The organism is Streptomyces sp. SP17BM10, assembly GCF_036322405.1.
Lineage (GTDB): Bacteria > Actinomycetota > Actinomycetes > Streptomycetales > Streptomycetaceae > Kitasatospora.
Genome location: NZ_JAQYXB010000539.1, coordinates 179,514 through 196,209, shown reverse-complemented (window position 1 = coordinate 196,209; position 16,696 = coordinate 179,514). Strand labels below are relative to the sequence as shown.

Genomic DNA, 16,696 nt, shown 5'->3' with positions numbered 1-16,696 from the left:
CCGCGCCGCCCGGGGTATGCGGCGCGGGCGACGGATGTCCTGAACCCTTCCTTCTCCCGCTCACACCCGGTGCGAGCCGCGTCGGCCGCGAACCCGCACCGAAGAGGCGGGCGGTTCAGCGGTCCACCGGTGACGGTGGAGCGCCGCCCTCACCCCGCTGCGCTCCGGGTGGGTGGAAGTCGACGCTGATCTCCTCGTCCGGCTTGTAGGCGGCGGCGGTGGCGTAGGAGGTGTAGGCCCGCCGGTCCGCGCGGGTCAGCGGGACGTGATCGGCGAACGGCGCCGTGAGCCCGCGGGGCCACAACCGGTGGGTGCGCACGGCCGCGCTCTCCGCACACACGACGAGGGTGAGAGCGCCGAGGTAGATCCACGCCATCAGACCGAGCACCATGCCGAACAGCCCGTACGTGGCTGTCGCCCCGCGCAGTTCGTGTCCCACGTAGTAGGTGCCGACCAACAGCAGCGCCTGCCAGAGCAGCGACGCCGCCAGGGCTTCGGGCCACAGCAGGCGTACCCGGAGTCGGCTGTTGGTCAGGAGCTTGAAGCCGGCCAGCAGCAGGGCGGTGCCGACCGCGACCGACAGCGGGACGGCGGCGATCCGTACGCCGCGGTCGATCCAAGCGGGCCGGCCGTGCGCGGTGGCGGTGAGGGCGGCCAGGCCCGTGGAGGCGACGACCGCCGCGGCCAAGACACCCAGCAGGGCGAGTCCGCGCAGGCGACCGGTCAGCGCGTTCGGGCGGCTGTGCTGAGGAACGGCCCACACCGTGTTGAAGGCGTTCTGGAGCGCCTGTGCCACCCCCAGCGCGCCGTAGAGACTGCCGGTGATGCCGGCTGCCAGCGCGAAGCCGCTGCCCTGGAACGAACGGATGTTGTGCTCGATCTGGTCGCCGATCACCGGGAACTGGCTGAAGGCGGAATGCAGCACCTGCTGCTGCAACTGGGCATCGCCGTGCAGTGCGAATCCCAGCAGGGCGAGGAGGAGTAGCAGCATGGGGAACAGGGACAGGAAACCGTAGTAGGTGATAAGGGCGGCCATGTAGGTGCCCTGATCATCGATGAACTTGTACACCACCGCGATCGTCAGGCCCGCCCAGCGGTGCCGTCGCTGGTAGTCGTCGAGTGCGTCAACCACGTTCATGGACCACCCGTCCCGGACAGAGTTCGGGTGCACGGGGAACGTGTACCCGTGGAACATGTCGAGGGCCGGGGCCCGGGTGCCGCCGCACCCGGGCCCCGGCCGGAGTTCAGCAGCGGCGCCGGCCGGCCAGGGCTGCCCAGGACGCGCAGGCCGCTGCCGCCACTGCCGCCGCGAGGGGGGTGAGCGTCCGGGGGCCTGCCGCCGAGCGCGTGCTTCCGTCCGGGCGGTCGCTGCGCCACCGGGAGTCCGTTCTCGACGGTGTTGTCGACGTCACCACCGGTACCAGCGTCGTCGGCCGCCGGCACCGTCGACGGTGCGGACGACGAAGCCGAGGAGCCACACCGCCAGGACGAACAGCGCCACCCACCACAGCACCTTCACCGCGAACCCGAGGCCGAAGAGCACGAGGGCAAGCAGCAGTACGAGCAGAAGAGCACCCATGGTTCTGTCATCTCCTTCGTCGTTCATCGAGGATGCTCATGCTGGTGACCCGACCGGCGGGATTCATGTCTGCGAACCGGCGTACGGATCAGGACAATGTGGAGAACGTGCGCCATCACGTCGAGGAGGCGCGGGCGGATCACCCCCGACGGCTGACCTCGCCCCGCCGAACGGGGGCCCGGCCCGACGGCCGGCGCCCCGTCCTCCGTTCCGGCGACCGGGCACCCACACGGGCACGGACCAGTCCCAGGCGCCCCTCGCCGCATTCCACGCCAACCCGCTGACCGTACTTTCCTCCCCCCGGCCGGGTCGACCGCCCGGGAGACCCGGGCGCTGTCAAGAGCTCGCGCGCCGCCGGTGCGGCCGGCGCCACCACGTTGTGCCGGACCGGACGCATGACGGCCACCCGGGCGGGCAGACGCACACCATGGCCACACAGCAGGTGGAAACGGAGCGTAAATACGTGGGGGCCGCACTTCCGGAGCGGCTCGACCGGATCCGGGGAGTCGCGACCACCGAACGCGCTGCGCCCCAGGACCTCGACACCGTCTATTACGACACCTCCGATCTGCGTCTCCTGCGCCACCACATCACCCTGCGCCGACGCACCGGCGCCGCCGACGAGGGCTGGCACCTGAAACTGCCGTTGGACGCGGACCGCCGCCGTGAGATCCGGCTCCCGGCGGCGGCCGGCGCCCCCAACGACATCCCGGCCGAACTCGGTGCGCAGGTCAAGGCATTCACCCGAGGTGCCGTGCTCACCCCGGTGGCGCACCTGCGCACCCACCGGGCCCGGGTGCTGCTGCGCGACGAGAACGAGGAGGTGCTCGCCGAGATCACCGAGGACCGGGTCGCCGCCCAGGTACTCGACGCCTCACGCCTCGCCGCAGCACCCCCGGACCGAGACCCGGCTGCGACGGACGGCCAGGCGGTGCCGGACGGCGCAGCACGCCCGCCCGGCGGGAGCAGTACGGAGATCAGCCAGTGGACCGAGTTCGAAGTCGAACTGGACCACGGTACGGCGGCGCTGCTGGAGCGCATCGACGCCGTGTTCGCCGACGCCGAACTGACCCGCTCGCCATGGCCCTCGAAACTCGCCCGCGCCCTCGGCCCGACCCGCCTGCCCGGGTCTCGCCCGTCTCCCGCCCGGCCGGGCTCGGGCGGTGCCGTCGTCACGGACTACTTGCGCACCCAGCACGATGCGCTCCTCACACTCGATGCAGCAGTGCGCCGGGCAGAGGAGGACTCGGTGCACCGGATGCGGGTGACCGTGCGCCGCCTGCGGAGCCTGCTCAGAGCCCACCGCAAGCTCTTCGCGCGCAGCCGGGCCGAGCCGCTCGCCGCTGAACTGCGCTGGCTCGCACGACTGCTCGGCCGGGCCCGTGACCAGGAGGTGCTCGGCGAGAACATGGTGGACCAACTCGACGCCGTGCCCGCCTCACTGCGCCGGCACGCCCTGCGGGGCCGGCTCACCGAGCACTACGCGCACCGCTACCACCAGGCCTGGCAACAGGTGCTCCTCGAGCTCGACGGCAACCGCTACTTCGCCCTGCTCGACGCCCTCGACGCCTTCGTCACCAGCCCGCCCCTGCGCCGCCGGGCCGCCCGGAAGGCACCGAAATACCTGTCCGACGTCCTCCGTCGCGAGCAGCAACGGACCCTCAAACGCCTCGACCGCGCCCTGCGCACCGCACCGGGCCCCGCACGTGACCAGGCGCTGCACCGTGCCCGCAAGGCCGCCAAACGCGCCCGGTACACCGCGGAAGCCGCCCAGGCCCCGGTCCCGCGGCGCACCGAGGAGCGCGCCGCCGCGTTCAGCGCCCGCATGAAGAAACTGCACAAGGCCCTGGGCACCCACCACGACGCCGTGATCCTGCGCCGCGAACTGATCACGCTCAACGGCGAGGGCACGGGTGACACCGGCCACGCATTCGTCTACGGCGTGCTGTACGAACGCCAGCGGGGCACCGCCGACGCCTGCGAGGAGCGACTGCCGAAGCTGCGCCGTCGGGCGGGCCGCCCCGGCCTGGCCCGGCTGATCTGAAGGACACGCGCGCGGCGGCCCGTCCCCGGCCTTCGTACGCTGTGACCGGGTTGCGCGGGGTAGGCGCGGCCTGCCGCGACATCGGGGCGGCCGGCCGGTGGGCGCGCCGTGGACATTCGCTGCCGGCCCTGACCGCGTTGGCGTACGTTCCGCAGTCGGCGACGGCATCGCGGCGCGCCGCGTATCGCGTGTGTGGCGGCCGCCGCTCGCGCTCGTGGCGAAGTGCCGGGCCACCGGAGTGTGAGCATCCGGTCAATGCCGGAGACCGAGCAGCTCGGCCGTGTCGGCGCGGTGGTTCCAGGCGATGACGGCCAGCGGCACCATGAAGAGGAACGGCGTTCCGGCGTTCTCCCCGTGCATCGCGGTGAGCTGGGTGAGGAACGCGAACGCCAGGAAGACGATGAGTGCCGTCGCGGCCGGTCCGGCCAGTCGCCTGACCAGGAGGCCGATCGCCCCGGCGAGCTCCACGAGTCCGGTCAGGTACATGAACCAGTGGCCCCAGCCGATGGCGTCGAAGACGGAGGTGGCGGCGGGGAGCGCGAGCAGCTTGGGCAGCGCGCTGGCCAGGGCGAAGAAGAGTGCGAGCAGGATCCGCAGCGTCCGGACCGACCGGACGACGGCCTTGCTGGACTTCACGGCGGTAGCGGCGGTGGTGGACATTTCAGGTCTCCCCGAGTCGGCTGTCGTTGCTTTCCCAGGTTTGACTGCCGCCACCGCCTGAACTCATCGGTTCGGCGAGAGAAAGTTTCAAGACCCACACGTGGAGGCCACGGCCGGGGCCGGCCTCGCCCGGATCCGCCGCGCCCGCAAGTGACGCGGCGCCCGCACCGGCCGCGGCCTCCGGGTCCCGCGCAGGTGTGACTGCCCGCCAGGAGGCGCAGGTGGCCGGCCGACGCGAGCCTCACGAAAGGGGCTCACCACCAGCCGGGCGTTCACGATCACCGCCGGACCCCCGGGTACCGGCACCGCCCCGTCCGACGGCGTGGACCGGCCGGTCATGGCGTCACCGGTGACGGCTGCCGCGTCCGCCGTGTCCGCGGTGACGAGCACTGGCGCAGAAGCAGCGGAGCGCCGTGTCGAGCTCGTCTGAGAGGACGTCAGCGCCCTGAACTGCCGGCCTTAGGCCGGCCGGTGCGCCACCGCGGCGAAAATGGTCACGGAGAGGTGGAAGGCGCCGCGTCCGGCGGCTTCCGTGAGGTCGTCGTAGAGCTCGTCGCGCTGCCTCTCGGTGATCAGGCCGCGGCCGAGCGCCGCCGTGGCGAGACCGCGGACGATCGGCCAGGTCACGTTGCCGGTGTCGTGCAGCAGGACGTCGGCGCCCGCGTGGTCGACGGTCAGCCCCGCCTCTGCCAGCCAGCCCGTCAGGCGGCGCCCGGCGTCCGGGGTGGCGGCGGTGGCCTGGGCGACGGAGGCCAGCGCGGGGCGCACCTCCGGGGCGGCCGGGTGAAGGACGAAGGTGGCCCAGTCGGTGTCGAGCAGGGCCACCCGGCCGCCCGGGCGCAGGACCCTGGCCATCTCGGCGACCGCGCCCGCCGGGTCGTCCAGGTGCTGGAGCACCCGCTCGCACCAGACCACGTCCACGTCGCCGTCGGGCAGTGGCAGGGCGAGGGCGGTCCCGTCCACGAAGTGCGCCGAACTGTCCGTCTCGGCGGCGCGCTGCTCGGCTACCGCCCGCAGCCCTGGATGGGGTTCGAGCCCGGTCGCCGTACCCTCCGGGCCGACCGCCGCCGCGAGCACCCGGGTCTCCGAACCGGTCCCGGCCCCTACGTCCAGCGCCCGCTCGCCGGGTCGCGCGGCAAGCTGTGCGTGTGCCCACTCCCGCAGCCGCTGTACACCCGGATTGGCGGCCTGGACGTCGAGTGCGCTGATCAGGCGGTCGGTGATCGCGGGGTCGGCGTTGGGTGCGTGGAAGGCCGAGGTGGCGCGCGGACTTGTCATGCCGCCCACTCTAGGACCGACGGTCCGTCAGCGCCGGCCGGGTACGTCGACTCCTCGGTCCCCGTCCGGTTACGTCATCACCTCCGAGTACCAGACCAACAGTTACGGCGGACACCTGGGCGCAACCGTCACCAGCGGACTGCGCCAACTCGACGGTCTCGGACGGGTGGCCCCACCACCGACCTTGACGACGTCGCGCGCCAACGGGTGCGCCCGGGCATCCTCGCGATCGCCAAGGAGGCCAGGCGCGTTGAGTTCACCTTCCTTCGCACCACGCTTGGCCTGACCGCCGGCGATCTTTCCCAGCACGTCGCAGTACTGGAGGAGGCAGGGCTGATCACCGTCGAGAAGGGCTACGAGGGCAGACGCGTCCGCACCTGGATCCACCTCACCAAGGCGGGCAAGCAGGCCCTGCTCGACGAGGTCGCCGCCCTCAAGGCGCTGATCCACCAGCTTGAGAACCCTCCTCCGGACGCAACCCGATGACACACCTGCTCCCTCGAGGGCGGGTCAGGGCGACGAGCACGGCCTCGACGGCCCGGGCCCACCGGTTCGTCGCCCGGGAGGCCGCTGCCGGACCTGCGCCCGTCACACACCCGGCCGGCCCGGCGCTCGCCGCTCCTGTCCGCGTGTTGCGTCACGCCGACATCGCCCACCTGATCCGGGCCGGGTGACAGGCACGTATTCGGGAGGCGTCGTATCAACGGTCGGCCGCGGAGTCAGGGGCGGGGCGGGTCGCCGGCTGGGATGGGTGCGGTGGGGGTGGCGTGGGGAATGCGGGTTGCGGTTGCGAGGCCTATGAGGGCGGCGAGGGCGAGGGTGGCCATGGCCGCGGCGTAGGCGTGTTTCGTGAGGTCGGCGACGAGGATGGTGCCGGCGATGGCGGTGCCGAAGGAGGAGCCGAGGTTGGAGACGCTCCGGGACAGGCCGGAGATCTCGCCCTGCTGCTCTTCGGGGAAAGCGGACTGGACGATGTTGACGGAGGGAGTGAGCATCACGCCGAGGCCCAGGCCGATGAGGAGGAGGCCGGGGGCGAATGCCCACGCGCTGGGGTTGCCGGCGACCAGGGCGAGCAGGACGGCGACGCCGGCCACGGAGAGGGTGAATCCGGCGATGATCAGGGTTCGCTGGGTGAGGCGCCTGGCGAGGCGTTCGGCGGCGAGCGAGGAGGTGAGCACGCCAAGGGTGGCGGCAGTGAAGATGACACCGGTCTGGATGGCGTCGTAGCCGCGGACGACCTGCAGATAGGTGGCGACGGTGAACGAGGTGCCCATGAGGAGCATCCACTGGGCGTTCTGGGTGATGAGGCCGAGGTTCGAGGTGCGGTTGCGGAAGAGGCCGGTGGACAGCAGTGGTTCCACTCCGGCGCGTTCCTCGCTGCGGATCCAGTGGAGGAACCAGACGAGGACGAGGGCGCCGGCGGCGATCAGGCCGAGGGCGAGCCACAGGCTGTTGTCGGCGGCGAGGATGCCCATGACGATCAGGACCAGTGCGCCGGCGGACAGGACGGCGCCGGGGACGTCGAAGTGGCGGTCTGGATCGGGTGGCAGCGGATCGGTGATGGTGCGGCTCAGCGCGATGATCACCGCGATCACCAGGGCCTGGAAGACGAACGCGGCGCGCCAGCTGATCGCGGAGGTGATCAGCCCGCCGATCAGCGGGCCCGCGGCCGCGCCGACGCCGCCGGCGGCCATGATGACGCCGAAGGCGCGGGCGCGGGAGGTCAGGTCGGGGTACAGCAGGGTGGTGAGGATGTAGACCGGGGGGATGAGCAGGGCCGTGCCGACGCCCTCGAGGATGGAGTTGCCGAGGATCAGCACGCCCAGCCGGGGGGAAACCGCGCTGAGGAGGGCGCCGACGCCGTAAACGGCGAGGCCGGTGAGGAAGCAGCGTTTGCGGCCGAACCGGTCGGTGGCCTTTCCGCCGGGGATCATGAGGGCGGCCATGACGAGCAGGAACACGGTGATCGCGACCTGCACGCCCTGGACCGTGGTGTCCAGGTCGTGGCTGATGTCGTTGATCATCACGTTCATGTTGGAGCCGGCGAAGCTGCAGATGAACTGTGCCAGGGCGAGTGGTGCCAGCAGGCGGGAGCCGGCACCCGGCCGGGCGGGGCTGCTGTGCGTACCGGTGGCGGGATCCTCGGTCACGGGAGTCGGCCTCTTTCCACTGCGGGCAGATCAGGGGCCCGGCTGTTCGGCGCGGTCGAGTTCCTCGTCCAGGGCGATGGCGGCCGCGACGAGCGCGAGATGGGTGAAGGCCTGCGGGAAGTTGCCGAGTTGCTCGCCGGAGGGGCCGATCTCCTCGGCGAACAGGCCGACGTGGTTGGCGTAGGTGAGCATCTTGTCGAAGGCGTAGCGGGCGTGGTGGACGCGGCCGGAGCGGGCGAGGGCCTCCACGTACAGGAAGCTGCACAGGCTGAACGTTCCCTCGGAGCCCTGCAAGCCGTCGGGGGAGGCCGCCGGATCGTAGCGGTAGACCAGGCTGTCGCTGACCAGTTCCTCGGTCATGGCGTCCAGGGTGCTGAGCCAGTCGGGGTCGACGGGGGACAGGAACCCGACGCGGGGCATCAGCAGGAGGGACGCGTCCAGGACGTCGGTGTCGTAGTGCTGGACGAAGGCGTGGCGTTTGTCGCTCCAGCCGCGTTCGGTGACCTGCCGGAAGACGGCGTCACGGGCTTCGCGCCAGCGGGTGAGGTCGGCGGGGCGGGCGTGGGCGGTGGCCAGGCGGATCGCCCGGTCGAAGGCGACCCAGGTCATCAGCCGGCTGTAGGTGAAGTGCTTCTGTCCGCCGCGGGTCTCCCAGATGCCTTCGTCCGGGCGGTCCCAGTGGTCGCACAGCCAGTCGATGAGCCCGGCGAACACCTTCCAGCCGCGGATGCCGCCGATGTCCTCGCTCTGGGCGATCGCGTACGCCGCTTCGCCGTAGATGTCGAGCTGGATCTGGTCGGCGGCGGCGTTGCCGGCCCGCACGGGGGCGGAGCGCCGGTAGCCCTCCAGGTGGTCGAGGACCTCCTCGGTCAGGTGCGGCTCACCGTCGACCCGGTACATGATCTGCAGCGGTTCGCCGGAGGCGGTGCCGCCGGCTTCCAGCCGCTCGCGCATCCACCGCCGGAAGGCGTTCGCCTCGTCGGTGAACCCGAGGTCGATCAGCGCGCGGACCGACAGTGAGGCGTCGCGCACCCACGTGTAGCGGTAGTCCCAGTTCCGCTCGCCGCCGATCTGCTCGGGCAGGCCCATGGTGGGCGCCGCGATCGGGGCGCCCGTCGGGGCGTAGGTCAGCAGTTTCAGGGTGATCGCGGACCGGATGACCATGTCGTGCCAGCGGCCCTTGTAGCGGCAGGAGCGCAGCCAGGTGAGCCAGAAGTCGCGGCACGCGTCGAAGGCCGCTGTCACTTCCTCGACGATCGGTGGCGGACCGCCCGGACGCCTGCTACGCGCCCCGGGCTCGCCCGTTTCGCTGGTGAGGACGACTGCGGCGCTCTCGCCGGCGTTCAGGGTGAACCGGGCGGACACGTCCTGGCCGTCGGTGTGGAGGCCGACCTGCTCGGTCGCCTGGACATGCAGGTCGCTGTCAGGGCCGCGGAAGACGATGCTGCCGTCGTCGAGGCGGTTGAGCGTGTGCGGGGCGCGGCCGTAGTCGAAGCGGGGCCTGCAGACCAGCTCGAAGGGCAGGCTGCCGCGGACCACCCGGGCGACCCGGATCAGTCGGTGCCGTGCGGCCGGGGCGGTGGAGGCGATCGGCTCCATGAAGTCGATGACCTCTCCGACGCCTTCCTCGGCCAGGAACCGGGTGATGAGGATCGGGGTGTCCGGCAGGTACAGCTGGCGCACCGTGACCTTCTCCCCGAGGTCGGCGGCGAGACGGCAGTGGCCGCCGCGGTCGCTGTCGAGCAGCGATGCGAACAGGCTCGGCGAGTCGAACCGAGGCGTGCACCACCAGTCCACCGTCCCGTCGGACGCGATCAGAGCCGCGGTCTGCAAGTCGCCGACCAGGCCGTGCGCCGCGATCGGGGGATAGTCGTTCATGGACCACTCCTGCCTGGAGAGGGCTGGTACCGCAGGCGTAGTACCGCGGGCGACGCGGGAGCGGCGGCCTGCTTCGGTGAAAGGCCGTTCCTTCATGCTGACCGCTGGGTCGCGGTCAGCGCATCTCGGAACCCGAGCCCCCTCGGACCGCCGAGCCGGTGGACGCGATCTCCGCCGTACCGACTCGACGTCGCCCGCGGCGCCCCGGTGCGCCCGGCCGGTGCACCCGGCCTACGGTGGAAGGACGACGATCCCGGCGTGCCGCATCCGGCGGCGCCGTGAGGACGGTGAGCCCCATGTGCCGATGGCTGGCCTATTCCGGTTCCCCGATCATGCTGGAGGAACTGCTCTACAAACCCGCCCACTCCCTGATCGACCAGAGCCGGCACGCCCGGTTGGGCGTGGAGACCACCAACGGTGACGGCTTCGGCGTCGGCTGGTATCCCGACGGGCACCAGGACGGCACCGCCGAGCCGGCGGTCTTCCGCGCCGTGGGACCCGCCTGGAGCGACCGGAACCTGCACGAGCTGGCGCACTGCGTGCGCTCGCCGCTGTTCCTCGCCCACATCCGCGCCTCCACCGGCACGGCGGTGCAGCAGACCAACTGCCACCCCTTCCGGTACGGGCGCTGGCTCTGGCTACACAACGGAGCGATCAGCGACTTCCCGGTCCTCAAGCGCGATCTGGCGCTCGCTGTGGACGCCTCCCTCTACCCGTACATCGAAGGCTCGACCGACTCGGAGCTGATGTTCTACCTGGCGCTCACCTTCGGACTACGGGACGACACCCCGGGCGCCGTCGAGCGCATGGCCGGCTTCGTCGAGGCGGTCGCCGCCGGCCACGGCGTCACGGACCCCCTGCAGATGACAGTCGCAGTCTCCGACGGGGAACGACTGTGGGCGTTCCGGTACTCCACCTGCCGAGCCTCGCGCTCGCTCTTCTTCAGCACCAGCGTCCAAGCGCTGCGCGCCCTGCACCCCGACAACCCCGTTTTGCACCGGGTGTCCGACGAGACCCGCATCATCGTCTCGGAACCGCTCGGCGACCTTCCGGGGGCCTGGAACCCTGTTCCCGAGTCGTGCTACGCGCTCGTGCGCGATGGGCACGACTCCATCCACATGTTCCAACCGGCCGCGCCCTGAACGGCACACTCACCAGCAGCCGCCAGAACGCCCGCCCCGGAACAGCAGCCGAACGAGAGCGCGAATCGCTCCTCCACCCCGACGAGTACGCGGCCGCTGTGCGGCGTGCACCGCCACAGCCGGGCTTCCGCCGCTCTCGCGGCGGCTGGAGGGCCCGCCGGCTGCGACGGGAGGTCGGCGCATGGCCGGGGTGGTGCCCCGGCCAGGCCCTATGCCTGCCGGGGTCCTCCGGGGGCGCCGGCTTCGGGGGGTGGTGGGTCGGTGAGGCGGGCGATGAGGTGCCAGTCGTGCAGGGCCCGGTCGGCCTGGGCGGGGGAGAGGGGGCGGTGGTAGGCGGCCAGGGCGCGGTTGACGGCCCACATGCGCAGTTGGAGGGCGTCGTCGGGGTCGAGCCGGCCGGTGCGCGCGAACCGTTGCCGTGCGGCGTGCTCGTCTCGTGTGCCGCAGTGGCTGGTGCGCGTCGCGCTCTCCCGTTCGGCGAAGAACCGCTCGACGATGCGGTGGGTTTCGGCCCGGTCGTCCATGGCCGCCTCCGGCAGGTCTCCTCCCACCACCGTGACGCGTTCTGGCGGGGTGCGGGGTGGGCCGGACGGCCCCTGCCGTGGGGGCGTGGGACCCCGGCGTGGCACCGCCCCGGGTCCGTGGTCTCCCGGCCGGCCGGCCCGACACCCTCGCCACCCGCCTGCGCCTTGCTGCGCGTCCGCGGGCCCGTCGGTCGCCCCCTCAGCAACGCGCGGCACCGGGTGGACCTACCCGAAGGCCCCCGGACCGTCCTCTCCATCGGTCCACCACACCCCGAGCCGCTGGCTTACGAGCAGCCAGCCTCCCTCCGGGCTCCGACGGAACTCCCAGTCGTAAGGGCCGCCCATGGAGTACGGGGAGGACGCCCGCGAGGGTGCGGTGACGGCGACGAACCACATGTAGCCGATGCCGATGGCCCGGTCGCCCGCCACGTCGAAGTGGGTGTTGAGGAGGTGATGCTGCATTGCCGGAAAGGACGATTCCGCCTCCTCCACCTTCTCCCGGATCGCCTCCTTGCCGCGGGTCCTCCCCCACGGCCCGAAGTCCAGCACCGCGTCCTCGGCCCAGCACTCGCTCCAGGTCCGCCAGTCCTTGTGGTCCAGCGCCCGCCACCCGCGGACCAGCAGGGCACGCAGCGCTTCCTTGTCCTCCAGCACCCGCAGCCTGCGGGCGAGGCCGTCGTACTCGGCGGCGGTGTGCGTCATGTGGGTCTCTCCGGAAGAAGTCATCGGGCGCCGCCGCGGGGACGGACGACGACCTCGTTGACGTCGACCTCCGCGGGCTGCGAGATCGCGTAGGCCACGGCTGCTGCGACGGCGGAGGCGGGCAGCGCCACGGCACGGTAGGTCCTCATGGCTTCCCGGGCGGCCGGGTCGGAGATGCCGTCGGCGAGTTCGGACTCGGTCACGCCCGGGGAGACGAGGGTGACCCGGACGTCCGCCGCGGACTCCTGACGCAGTCCCTCGGAAATCGCACGCACGGCGAACTTGGTGGCGCAGTAGACGGCGGCGGTGGGAGAGACCTCGTACGCGCCGACGGAGGCGATGTTCACGACGTGTCCGCCGCCCTGCGCGCGCATCACGGGCAGGGCGGCGGCGATACCGTGCAGGACTCCCCGCACATTGACGTCGATCATGCGGTCCCACTCGTCCGTCCTCAGCGCTTCCAGCGGCGAGAGCGGCATCACCCCGGCGTTGTTGACCACGACGTCGACCCGGCCGTAGCGCTCGCGGGCGGCAGTGACGAAGGCCTGTACGTCGGCGGCGTCCGTGACGTCCAGGCGCCGGAACGCCGCAATGGCGCCTGCGGCGGTGAGTTCTGCGGTGAGCGCCTCGAGACGGTCGGCGCGCCGCGCTCCGAGGAAGAGCCGGTGGCCGTCGGCGGCGAGCCGGCGAGCGGTGGCCTCGCCGATCCCGCTGCTGGCTCCGGTGACCAGGACGACCTTGTCCATGTGTGTCATGCCTGCTTCTCCTCGCGGTAGAGCACGAGGTGTTCGTGGTGGAGAACTCCGGCGCGGATGTCGCCCGTGGCGGTGAACCCGCTGTCGTCGAGGTAGTCGATGTGACTGCCGGTCACGGTGTAGCGGCCCGTATAGGCGCTGCGGCGGCGGCCGCGAGCCTCCTCGTACCGGCCGTCCGCCCGTAGCTCCTGACGGATGTGACCGTCCGCCGTCACCCACATGCCGAACACGTCGGCTTGGTCCTGCCCGGTGCTGCCCGTCACGTGCCCACTCCTTCGTCGATGGGTGCGGATCTGTTCCGCCCGGCTGAGTCTGGACAGGACGAGGACCGCCGGCCAGGCCGTGGCTTGCCTGGGTGCGCCGCACCCAGGCAAGCCACGGCTCGCGGCACCTAGGGTGGTGGCGTGAGCGGCAACCACCTCGGAGAGTTCCTGCGCGCCCGCCGGGCGGCCCTTCGGCCACAGGACGCCGGCCTGGCGAGCCACGGGGTGCGCCGGGTCGCCGGACTACGCCGGGAGGAGGTCGCCGTCCTGGCCGGGGTGAACGCGGACTACTACGCCCGGCTGGAACAGGGGCGAGAACGCAACCCATCGGCCCAGGTACTCGACGCACTCGGCCGCGCCCTGCGGCTGGATCCGGACGGGCGGGCGCACCTGCACCAGTTGGCGGGGACGGTGCCGAGCAGCCGGCTCGCCCCCACCACGGACCGGGTCAGCCCCGCCCTGCGGCAGCTTCTGGACGGCCTCCTGGCCGCCCCCGCGTTCGTCATCAACCGGTCCTTGGACGTCTTGGCGGCCAACACCCTGGCCCAGGCCCTGCATTCCCCCTTCGAACCGATGGACAACCTCGCCCGGATGGTCTTCCTCGACCCGGCGGCCCGTCAGTTCTACGAATGGTGGGGTCACACGGCCCAGGCCGTCGTAGGCAACCTGAGGCGCGCCGCAGGTCTCGACCCCGACGATTCCGGGCTGCGGGAACTCGTCGGCACCCTCTCCCGGCACAGCCCCGACTTCACGCATCTGTGGAACACCCACACCGTGCACGGCAAGACCCGGGCGCCCAAGCACCTCCTGCACCCTGACGTCGGCCCGCTGGCTCTCACCTACCAGGCCTTCGACGTGGGCGACGCCCCCGGCCAGCAGATGATCGTCTACCAAGCGGAACCCCTCAGCTCCAGCGCCCACGCCCTCAGCCTGCTCGGGTCCCTCCACGCCACCTCGAACCAGGCCGCTCGGGGCGGGCGACCGTAAGTACCTGAACCCGGAAGCCGCGGGTCAGCCCGTCGGTACCCGGAACGCGAAGTTCATGAAAGTGTTCGCCGGACGGTCGCTGTGCCTGTCCGGCGAACGGAAGCTGGTGGGACGTGCGGGGCGTCGTGCATGGACAAGGCCCCGGGTGTCCCCTCTCATCCGTCGTTGCCGCTGTAGCCGAGGTCGCCGCTTGGCTGCTCAGCGACCGATCCTCCATGGTGACCGTGCGCGATCGTGCCTGTGGACGGCGGCGCCGGCGCCAAAAAGACAGGGCCCCGGGCTGTCCGCCGCTCGTCTGGCCCGACTTGGGGTGATACCTCGACAACCACGCCCAGCGACACCGCCGAGCCGGTCGAGGCGGCTGTCGGAGACGAACGTGGCGGGCGCGGTGCGTCACAGTGTGAGCGGCCCCGGCCGCTGCGAGGTGGAGCCGGGCTATAGTCGCAGGGTCGCGAAAAACGATGTCTCGCGGGTCCACCCGCCGGGCATCGCGCATACATCGATGCAGATGGTTCTGATCGGTGAGCGTCTCCTGCCGAGACCGGACATCCCGTCCGCTCACGGCGCTGACCATCGCCGACGCGTGTCGGCGCTACAGAGGAGCGCAGCATGCCGAAGACCATCGCCATCGTCGGAGCGGGACTGGGCGGCCTGACGCTCGCCCGGGTGCTTCAGACTCACGGCGTCGCCGCGGCGATCTACGAGGCCGAGGCCTCGGCGACGACCCGTGCGCAGGGCGGCCTGCTCGACATCCACGAAGAGACCGGACAGGTCGCGCTTCGCGCAGCCGGTCTGTACGACGGGTTCCTCGCTCTGGTCCGCCCGGGCGAGGACGCCAAGCGTGTGGTCGACCGTCACGGCACGATCCTGTTCGACATGCCTGCGGACCCCGGTTCGGCCCGCCCCGAGGTGGATCGCGGTGAACTCAGGCGCCTGCTCATCGACTCGCTGGCGCCCGGGACGATCAGGTGGGGCCACAAGGTCGCCTCGGTCCGGCACCGTCCGGAGGGCGGCTACGTCCTCACCTTCGCAAGAGGTTCCGCCGTCCGCGCCGACATCGTCATCGGCGCGGACGGCGCCTGGTCCAAGGTGCGCCCGCTGCTCACCTCCGCCGAGCCACTCTTCAGCGGAACCTGCTTCATCGAGATCGCCCTCACCTCGGGAGGCCAGGACGGTCAGGCGAGCGTGGCCGCGATCGGCAGCGGCACGCTGATGGCGATCGCGCCGGGCAAAGGCATCTTCGCCCATCGCTACGCCGACGGACACGTGCGCGGATACGTGGCGCTGAACAGGCCCGAGGAGTGGACGAGGTCGATCGACTTCGGCGACCCGTCCGCAGGCCTCCGCCGGCTTGCCGACGAGTTCGACGGCTGGTCGCCGCTGCTCACCGCCTTCGTGACGGAGAGCGACGTGGAACCGTGGCTCCGACCCATCTACGGCCTTCCCGTCGGGCTCGAATGGGACAGGGTGCCCGGAGTGACGCTCGTCGGTGACGCCGCGCATCTGATGTCGCCCTTCGCCGGCGAGGGCGCAAACCTCGCCCTGTACGACGGCGCGGACCTGGCCGGCACGCTGGTTGAGCAATCCGACACCGAGGTCGCGCTCAGCGCCTACGAAGAGCGGCTGTTCCTGCGGAGCAGCGACGCCGCCGGCCGCTCGGCGCGGAACCTGGAAGTCTTTTTCGGCCGGGACGCACCGCAGAGCGTAGTCACTCTGTTCGCTCACTCCTGATGCCTCGGGCCGGGTTCGCGATCGTGCTGCCGACCCGTTAACAACGCGTCGCTGTTCCGGCTGCGGGCCAGCATGTCCGCAGCTCGTGGCACCCGGACCAAGGCACCGTCCTCGGAGTACTCGCACGACCACCCCTTCGACCGCACCAAATTCCGCCCTCCCACACGTGGGATCGGGCGCTACGCCTGCGGGACCACGGCGTCGCTCCGGCGGACGCGGGTGGTGGTGCGCTTGTAGAGACGGGTGCCGAGGGTGTGCCACAGGAGGCGGGCGGGGGCGGGCATCTGCGCGAGGAACAGCTCGCGTTCCTGTGCGGTCGCGTCCTCGAGGATCGCGCCCAGGAAGGTCAGAAGCCTGGTCTTGGGGACGCTGCGGCGTCCGCGTTCGCCGACCTCGGTCCATTCGCGGGGCGTGATGTGGTCGGCCATCAGGGGCAGGAGATGTTCTTCTTCTTCGTCCATGTGGGCGGCGGCGTGCCGGTCGAGGGCACGCAGGGCTTCGGCGAGACGCAGAGCCGTCTCGCTGTCAGCCCGGGTGCGCCACCGGCGCGACAACTCGGTAGCCGTGGCGAGCGCGCCGGCGATGGCCTCGTGCTGGTCGGCCATGCGTGCCACGACGTTGTCGCCGGGGGCGGCGCGCTCGCGCAGCTTGGGCCACAGCAGGTGATCCTCGCCCTCGTGGTGTTCGCCCAGGGCGCCGAGGATCAGGTCGAGGTGGTCGGCGAGCACGTCGGTGCGGCGCCGGTCGCCGGGGGTGGCGGCCTCGATCAGGTTGGCCAGCAGCGGTATCTCGCGGCGGAAGACGCGGTGCAGGACGACCATCTCCTGCGGGTCCAAACGCTCGTTGGCGGGGGCCGGGTCGGCAGCGGTGGGCATCGGGATCCACTTCTCTGAGGGAACGGTGATCGTTCCGGGAACCGGCAGCCTAGTCACGCCGGCCCTGCCGCCGGCAATCAGGTCACGCCGCTCACCCTCCGCTGTGGCCCGAACCCCGTACCCACACC

The 16,696-nt window shown here is 71.5% G+C and carries 16 protein-coding genes; 5 read left to right on the top strand and 11 right to left on the bottom strand.

Going from position 1 to position 16,696, the window contains the following annotated elements:
• Positions 1–115: 115 nt before the first annotated feature.
• Together PUR71_RS12800 and PUR71_RS12795 are read right to left on the bottom strand one after the other, a co-directional pair.
• Positions 116–1,138: a YihY/virulence factor BrkB family protein gene (locus PUR71_RS12800; RefSeq protein ID WP_329927065.1), complete on the bottom strand. Its 1,023-nt coding sequence runs from the start codon at positions 1,136–1,138 to the stop codon at positions 116–118.
• A gap of 270 nt (positions 1,139–1,408) precedes the next feature.
• Complete coding sequence (locus PUR71_RS12795; protein ID WP_329927064.1) at positions 1,409–1,579, bottom strand: hydrophobic protein; 171 nt, start codon at positions 1,577–1,579, stop codon at positions 1,409–1,411.
• Between PUR71_RS12795 and PUR71_RS12790 the strand changes: the two genes are divergently transcribed.
• Positions 1,578–3,623, top strand: a complete 2,046-nt coding sequence (locus PUR71_RS12790) for a CYTH and CHAD domain-containing protein (RefSeq protein ID WP_329927063.1) — start codon at positions 1,578–1,580, stop codon at positions 3,621–3,623. The two genes, PUR71_RS12795 and PUR71_RS12790, sit on opposite strands and share 2 nt — an antisense overlap.
• 252 nt (positions 3,624–3,875) lie before the next feature.
• On the opposite strand, the gene PUR71_RS12785 is transcribed toward PUR71_RS12790, so the two are convergent.
• On the bottom strand, positions 3,876–4,283 hold the full coding sequence (locus tag PUR71_RS12785) for a DoxX family protein (protein WP_329927062.1): 408 nt from the start codon (positions 4,281–4,283) through the stop codon (positions 3,876–3,878).
• 459 nt (positions 4,284–4,742) lie between these two features.
• Positions 4,743–5,561, bottom strand: a complete 819-nt coding sequence (locus PUR71_RS12780) for a methyltransferase domain-containing protein (RefSeq protein ID WP_329927061.1) — start codon at positions 5,559–5,561, stop codon at positions 4,743–4,745.
• Positions 5,562–5,768: 207 nt separating this feature from the next.
• Here PUR71_RS12780 and PUR71_RS12775 point away from each other — a divergent pair, with 207 nt between their 5' ends.
• A complete protein-coding gene (locus PUR71_RS12775; protein ID WP_329927060.1) occupies positions 5,769–6,047 on the top strand; it encodes a transcriptional regulator in 279 nt (92 codons plus the stop codon).
• 233 nt (positions 6,048–6,280) lie between these two features.
• Here the strand turns inward: PUR71_RS12775 and PUR71_RS12770 are convergent, their stop codons facing one another.
• On the bottom strand, positions 6,281–7,711 hold the full coding sequence (locus tag PUR71_RS12770; protein WP_443077432.1) for an MFS transporter: 1,431 nt from the start codon (positions 7,709–7,711) through the stop codon (positions 6,281–6,283).
• Between the two features lie 30 nt (positions 7,712–7,741).
• Positions 7,742–9,685, bottom strand: coding sequence for a glycoside hydrolase family 15 protein (locus tag PUR71_RS12765; protein WP_329927059.1), 1,944 nt, complete (start codon positions 9,683–9,685; stop codon positions 7,742–7,744).
• Positions 9,686–9,885: 200 nt separating this feature from the next.
• On the opposite strand from PUR71_RS12765, the gene PUR71_RS12760 reads away from it, so the two are divergent.
• Positions 9,886–10,731, top strand: coding sequence for a class II glutamine amidotransferase (locus PUR71_RS12760; protein ID WP_329927058.1), 846 nt, complete (start codon positions 9,886–9,888; stop codon positions 10,729–10,731).
• Between the two features lie 209 nt (positions 10,732–10,940).
• Here the strand turns inward: PUR71_RS12760 and PUR71_RS12755 are convergent, their stop codons facing one another.
• The 4 genes from PUR71_RS12755 to PUR71_RS12740 all read right to left on the bottom strand — a co-directional run bounded on the left by PUR71_RS12755 (position 10,941) and on the right by PUR71_RS12740 (position 12,933).
• Entirely contained in the window at positions 10,941–11,285 is a 345-nt protein-coding gene (locus PUR71_RS12755; RefSeq protein ID WP_329927057.1) for a hypothetical protein, read from the bottom strand.
• Positions 11,286–11,480: 195 nt separating this feature from the next.
• Entirely contained in the window at positions 11,481–11,957 is a 477-nt protein-coding gene (locus PUR71_RS12750; protein WP_329927056.1) for a nuclear transport factor 2 family protein, read from the bottom strand.
• 20 nt (positions 11,958–11,977) lie between these two features.
• On the bottom strand, positions 11,978–12,712 hold the full coding sequence (locus PUR71_RS12745; RefSeq protein ID WP_329927055.1) for an SDR family oxidoreductase: 735 nt from the start codon (positions 12,710–12,712) through the stop codon (positions 11,978–11,980).
• On the bottom strand, positions 12,709–12,933 hold the full coding sequence (locus PUR71_RS12740; RefSeq protein ID WP_329927179.1) for an Atu4866 domain-containing protein: 225 nt from the start codon (positions 12,931–12,933) through the stop codon (positions 12,709–12,711). Before PUR71_RS12740 ends, PUR71_RS12745 begins: the two co-directional genes overlap by 4 nt.
• 183 nt (positions 12,934–13,116) lie before the next feature.
• Here PUR71_RS12740 and PUR71_RS12735 point away from each other — a divergent pair, with 183 nt between their 5' ends.
• Together PUR71_RS12735 and PUR71_RS12730 are read left to right on the top strand one after the other, a co-directional pair.
• The gene (locus tag PUR71_RS12735; RefSeq protein ID WP_329927054.1) at positions 13,117–13,962 is read left to right on the top strand and encodes a helix-turn-helix transcriptional regulator; all 846 of its coding nucleotides are present in this window, start codon (positions 13,117–13,119) and stop codon (positions 13,960–13,962) included.
• Between the two features lie 609 nt (positions 13,963–14,571).
• Complete coding sequence (locus PUR71_RS12730; protein ID WP_329927053.1) at positions 14,572–15,693, top strand: FAD-dependent oxidoreductase; 1,122 nt, start codon at positions 14,572–14,574, stop codon at positions 15,691–15,693.
• Between the two features lie 179 nt (positions 15,694–15,872).
• On the opposite strand, the gene PUR71_RS12725 is transcribed toward PUR71_RS12730, so the two are convergent.
• Positions 15,873–16,568 (bottom strand): hemerythrin domain-containing protein, encoded by a 696-nt coding sequence (locus tag PUR71_RS12725; protein ID WP_329927052.1) that lies wholly within the window; start codon positions 16,566–16,568, stop codon positions 15,873–15,875.
• Positions 16,569–16,696 lie beyond the last annotated feature (128 nt).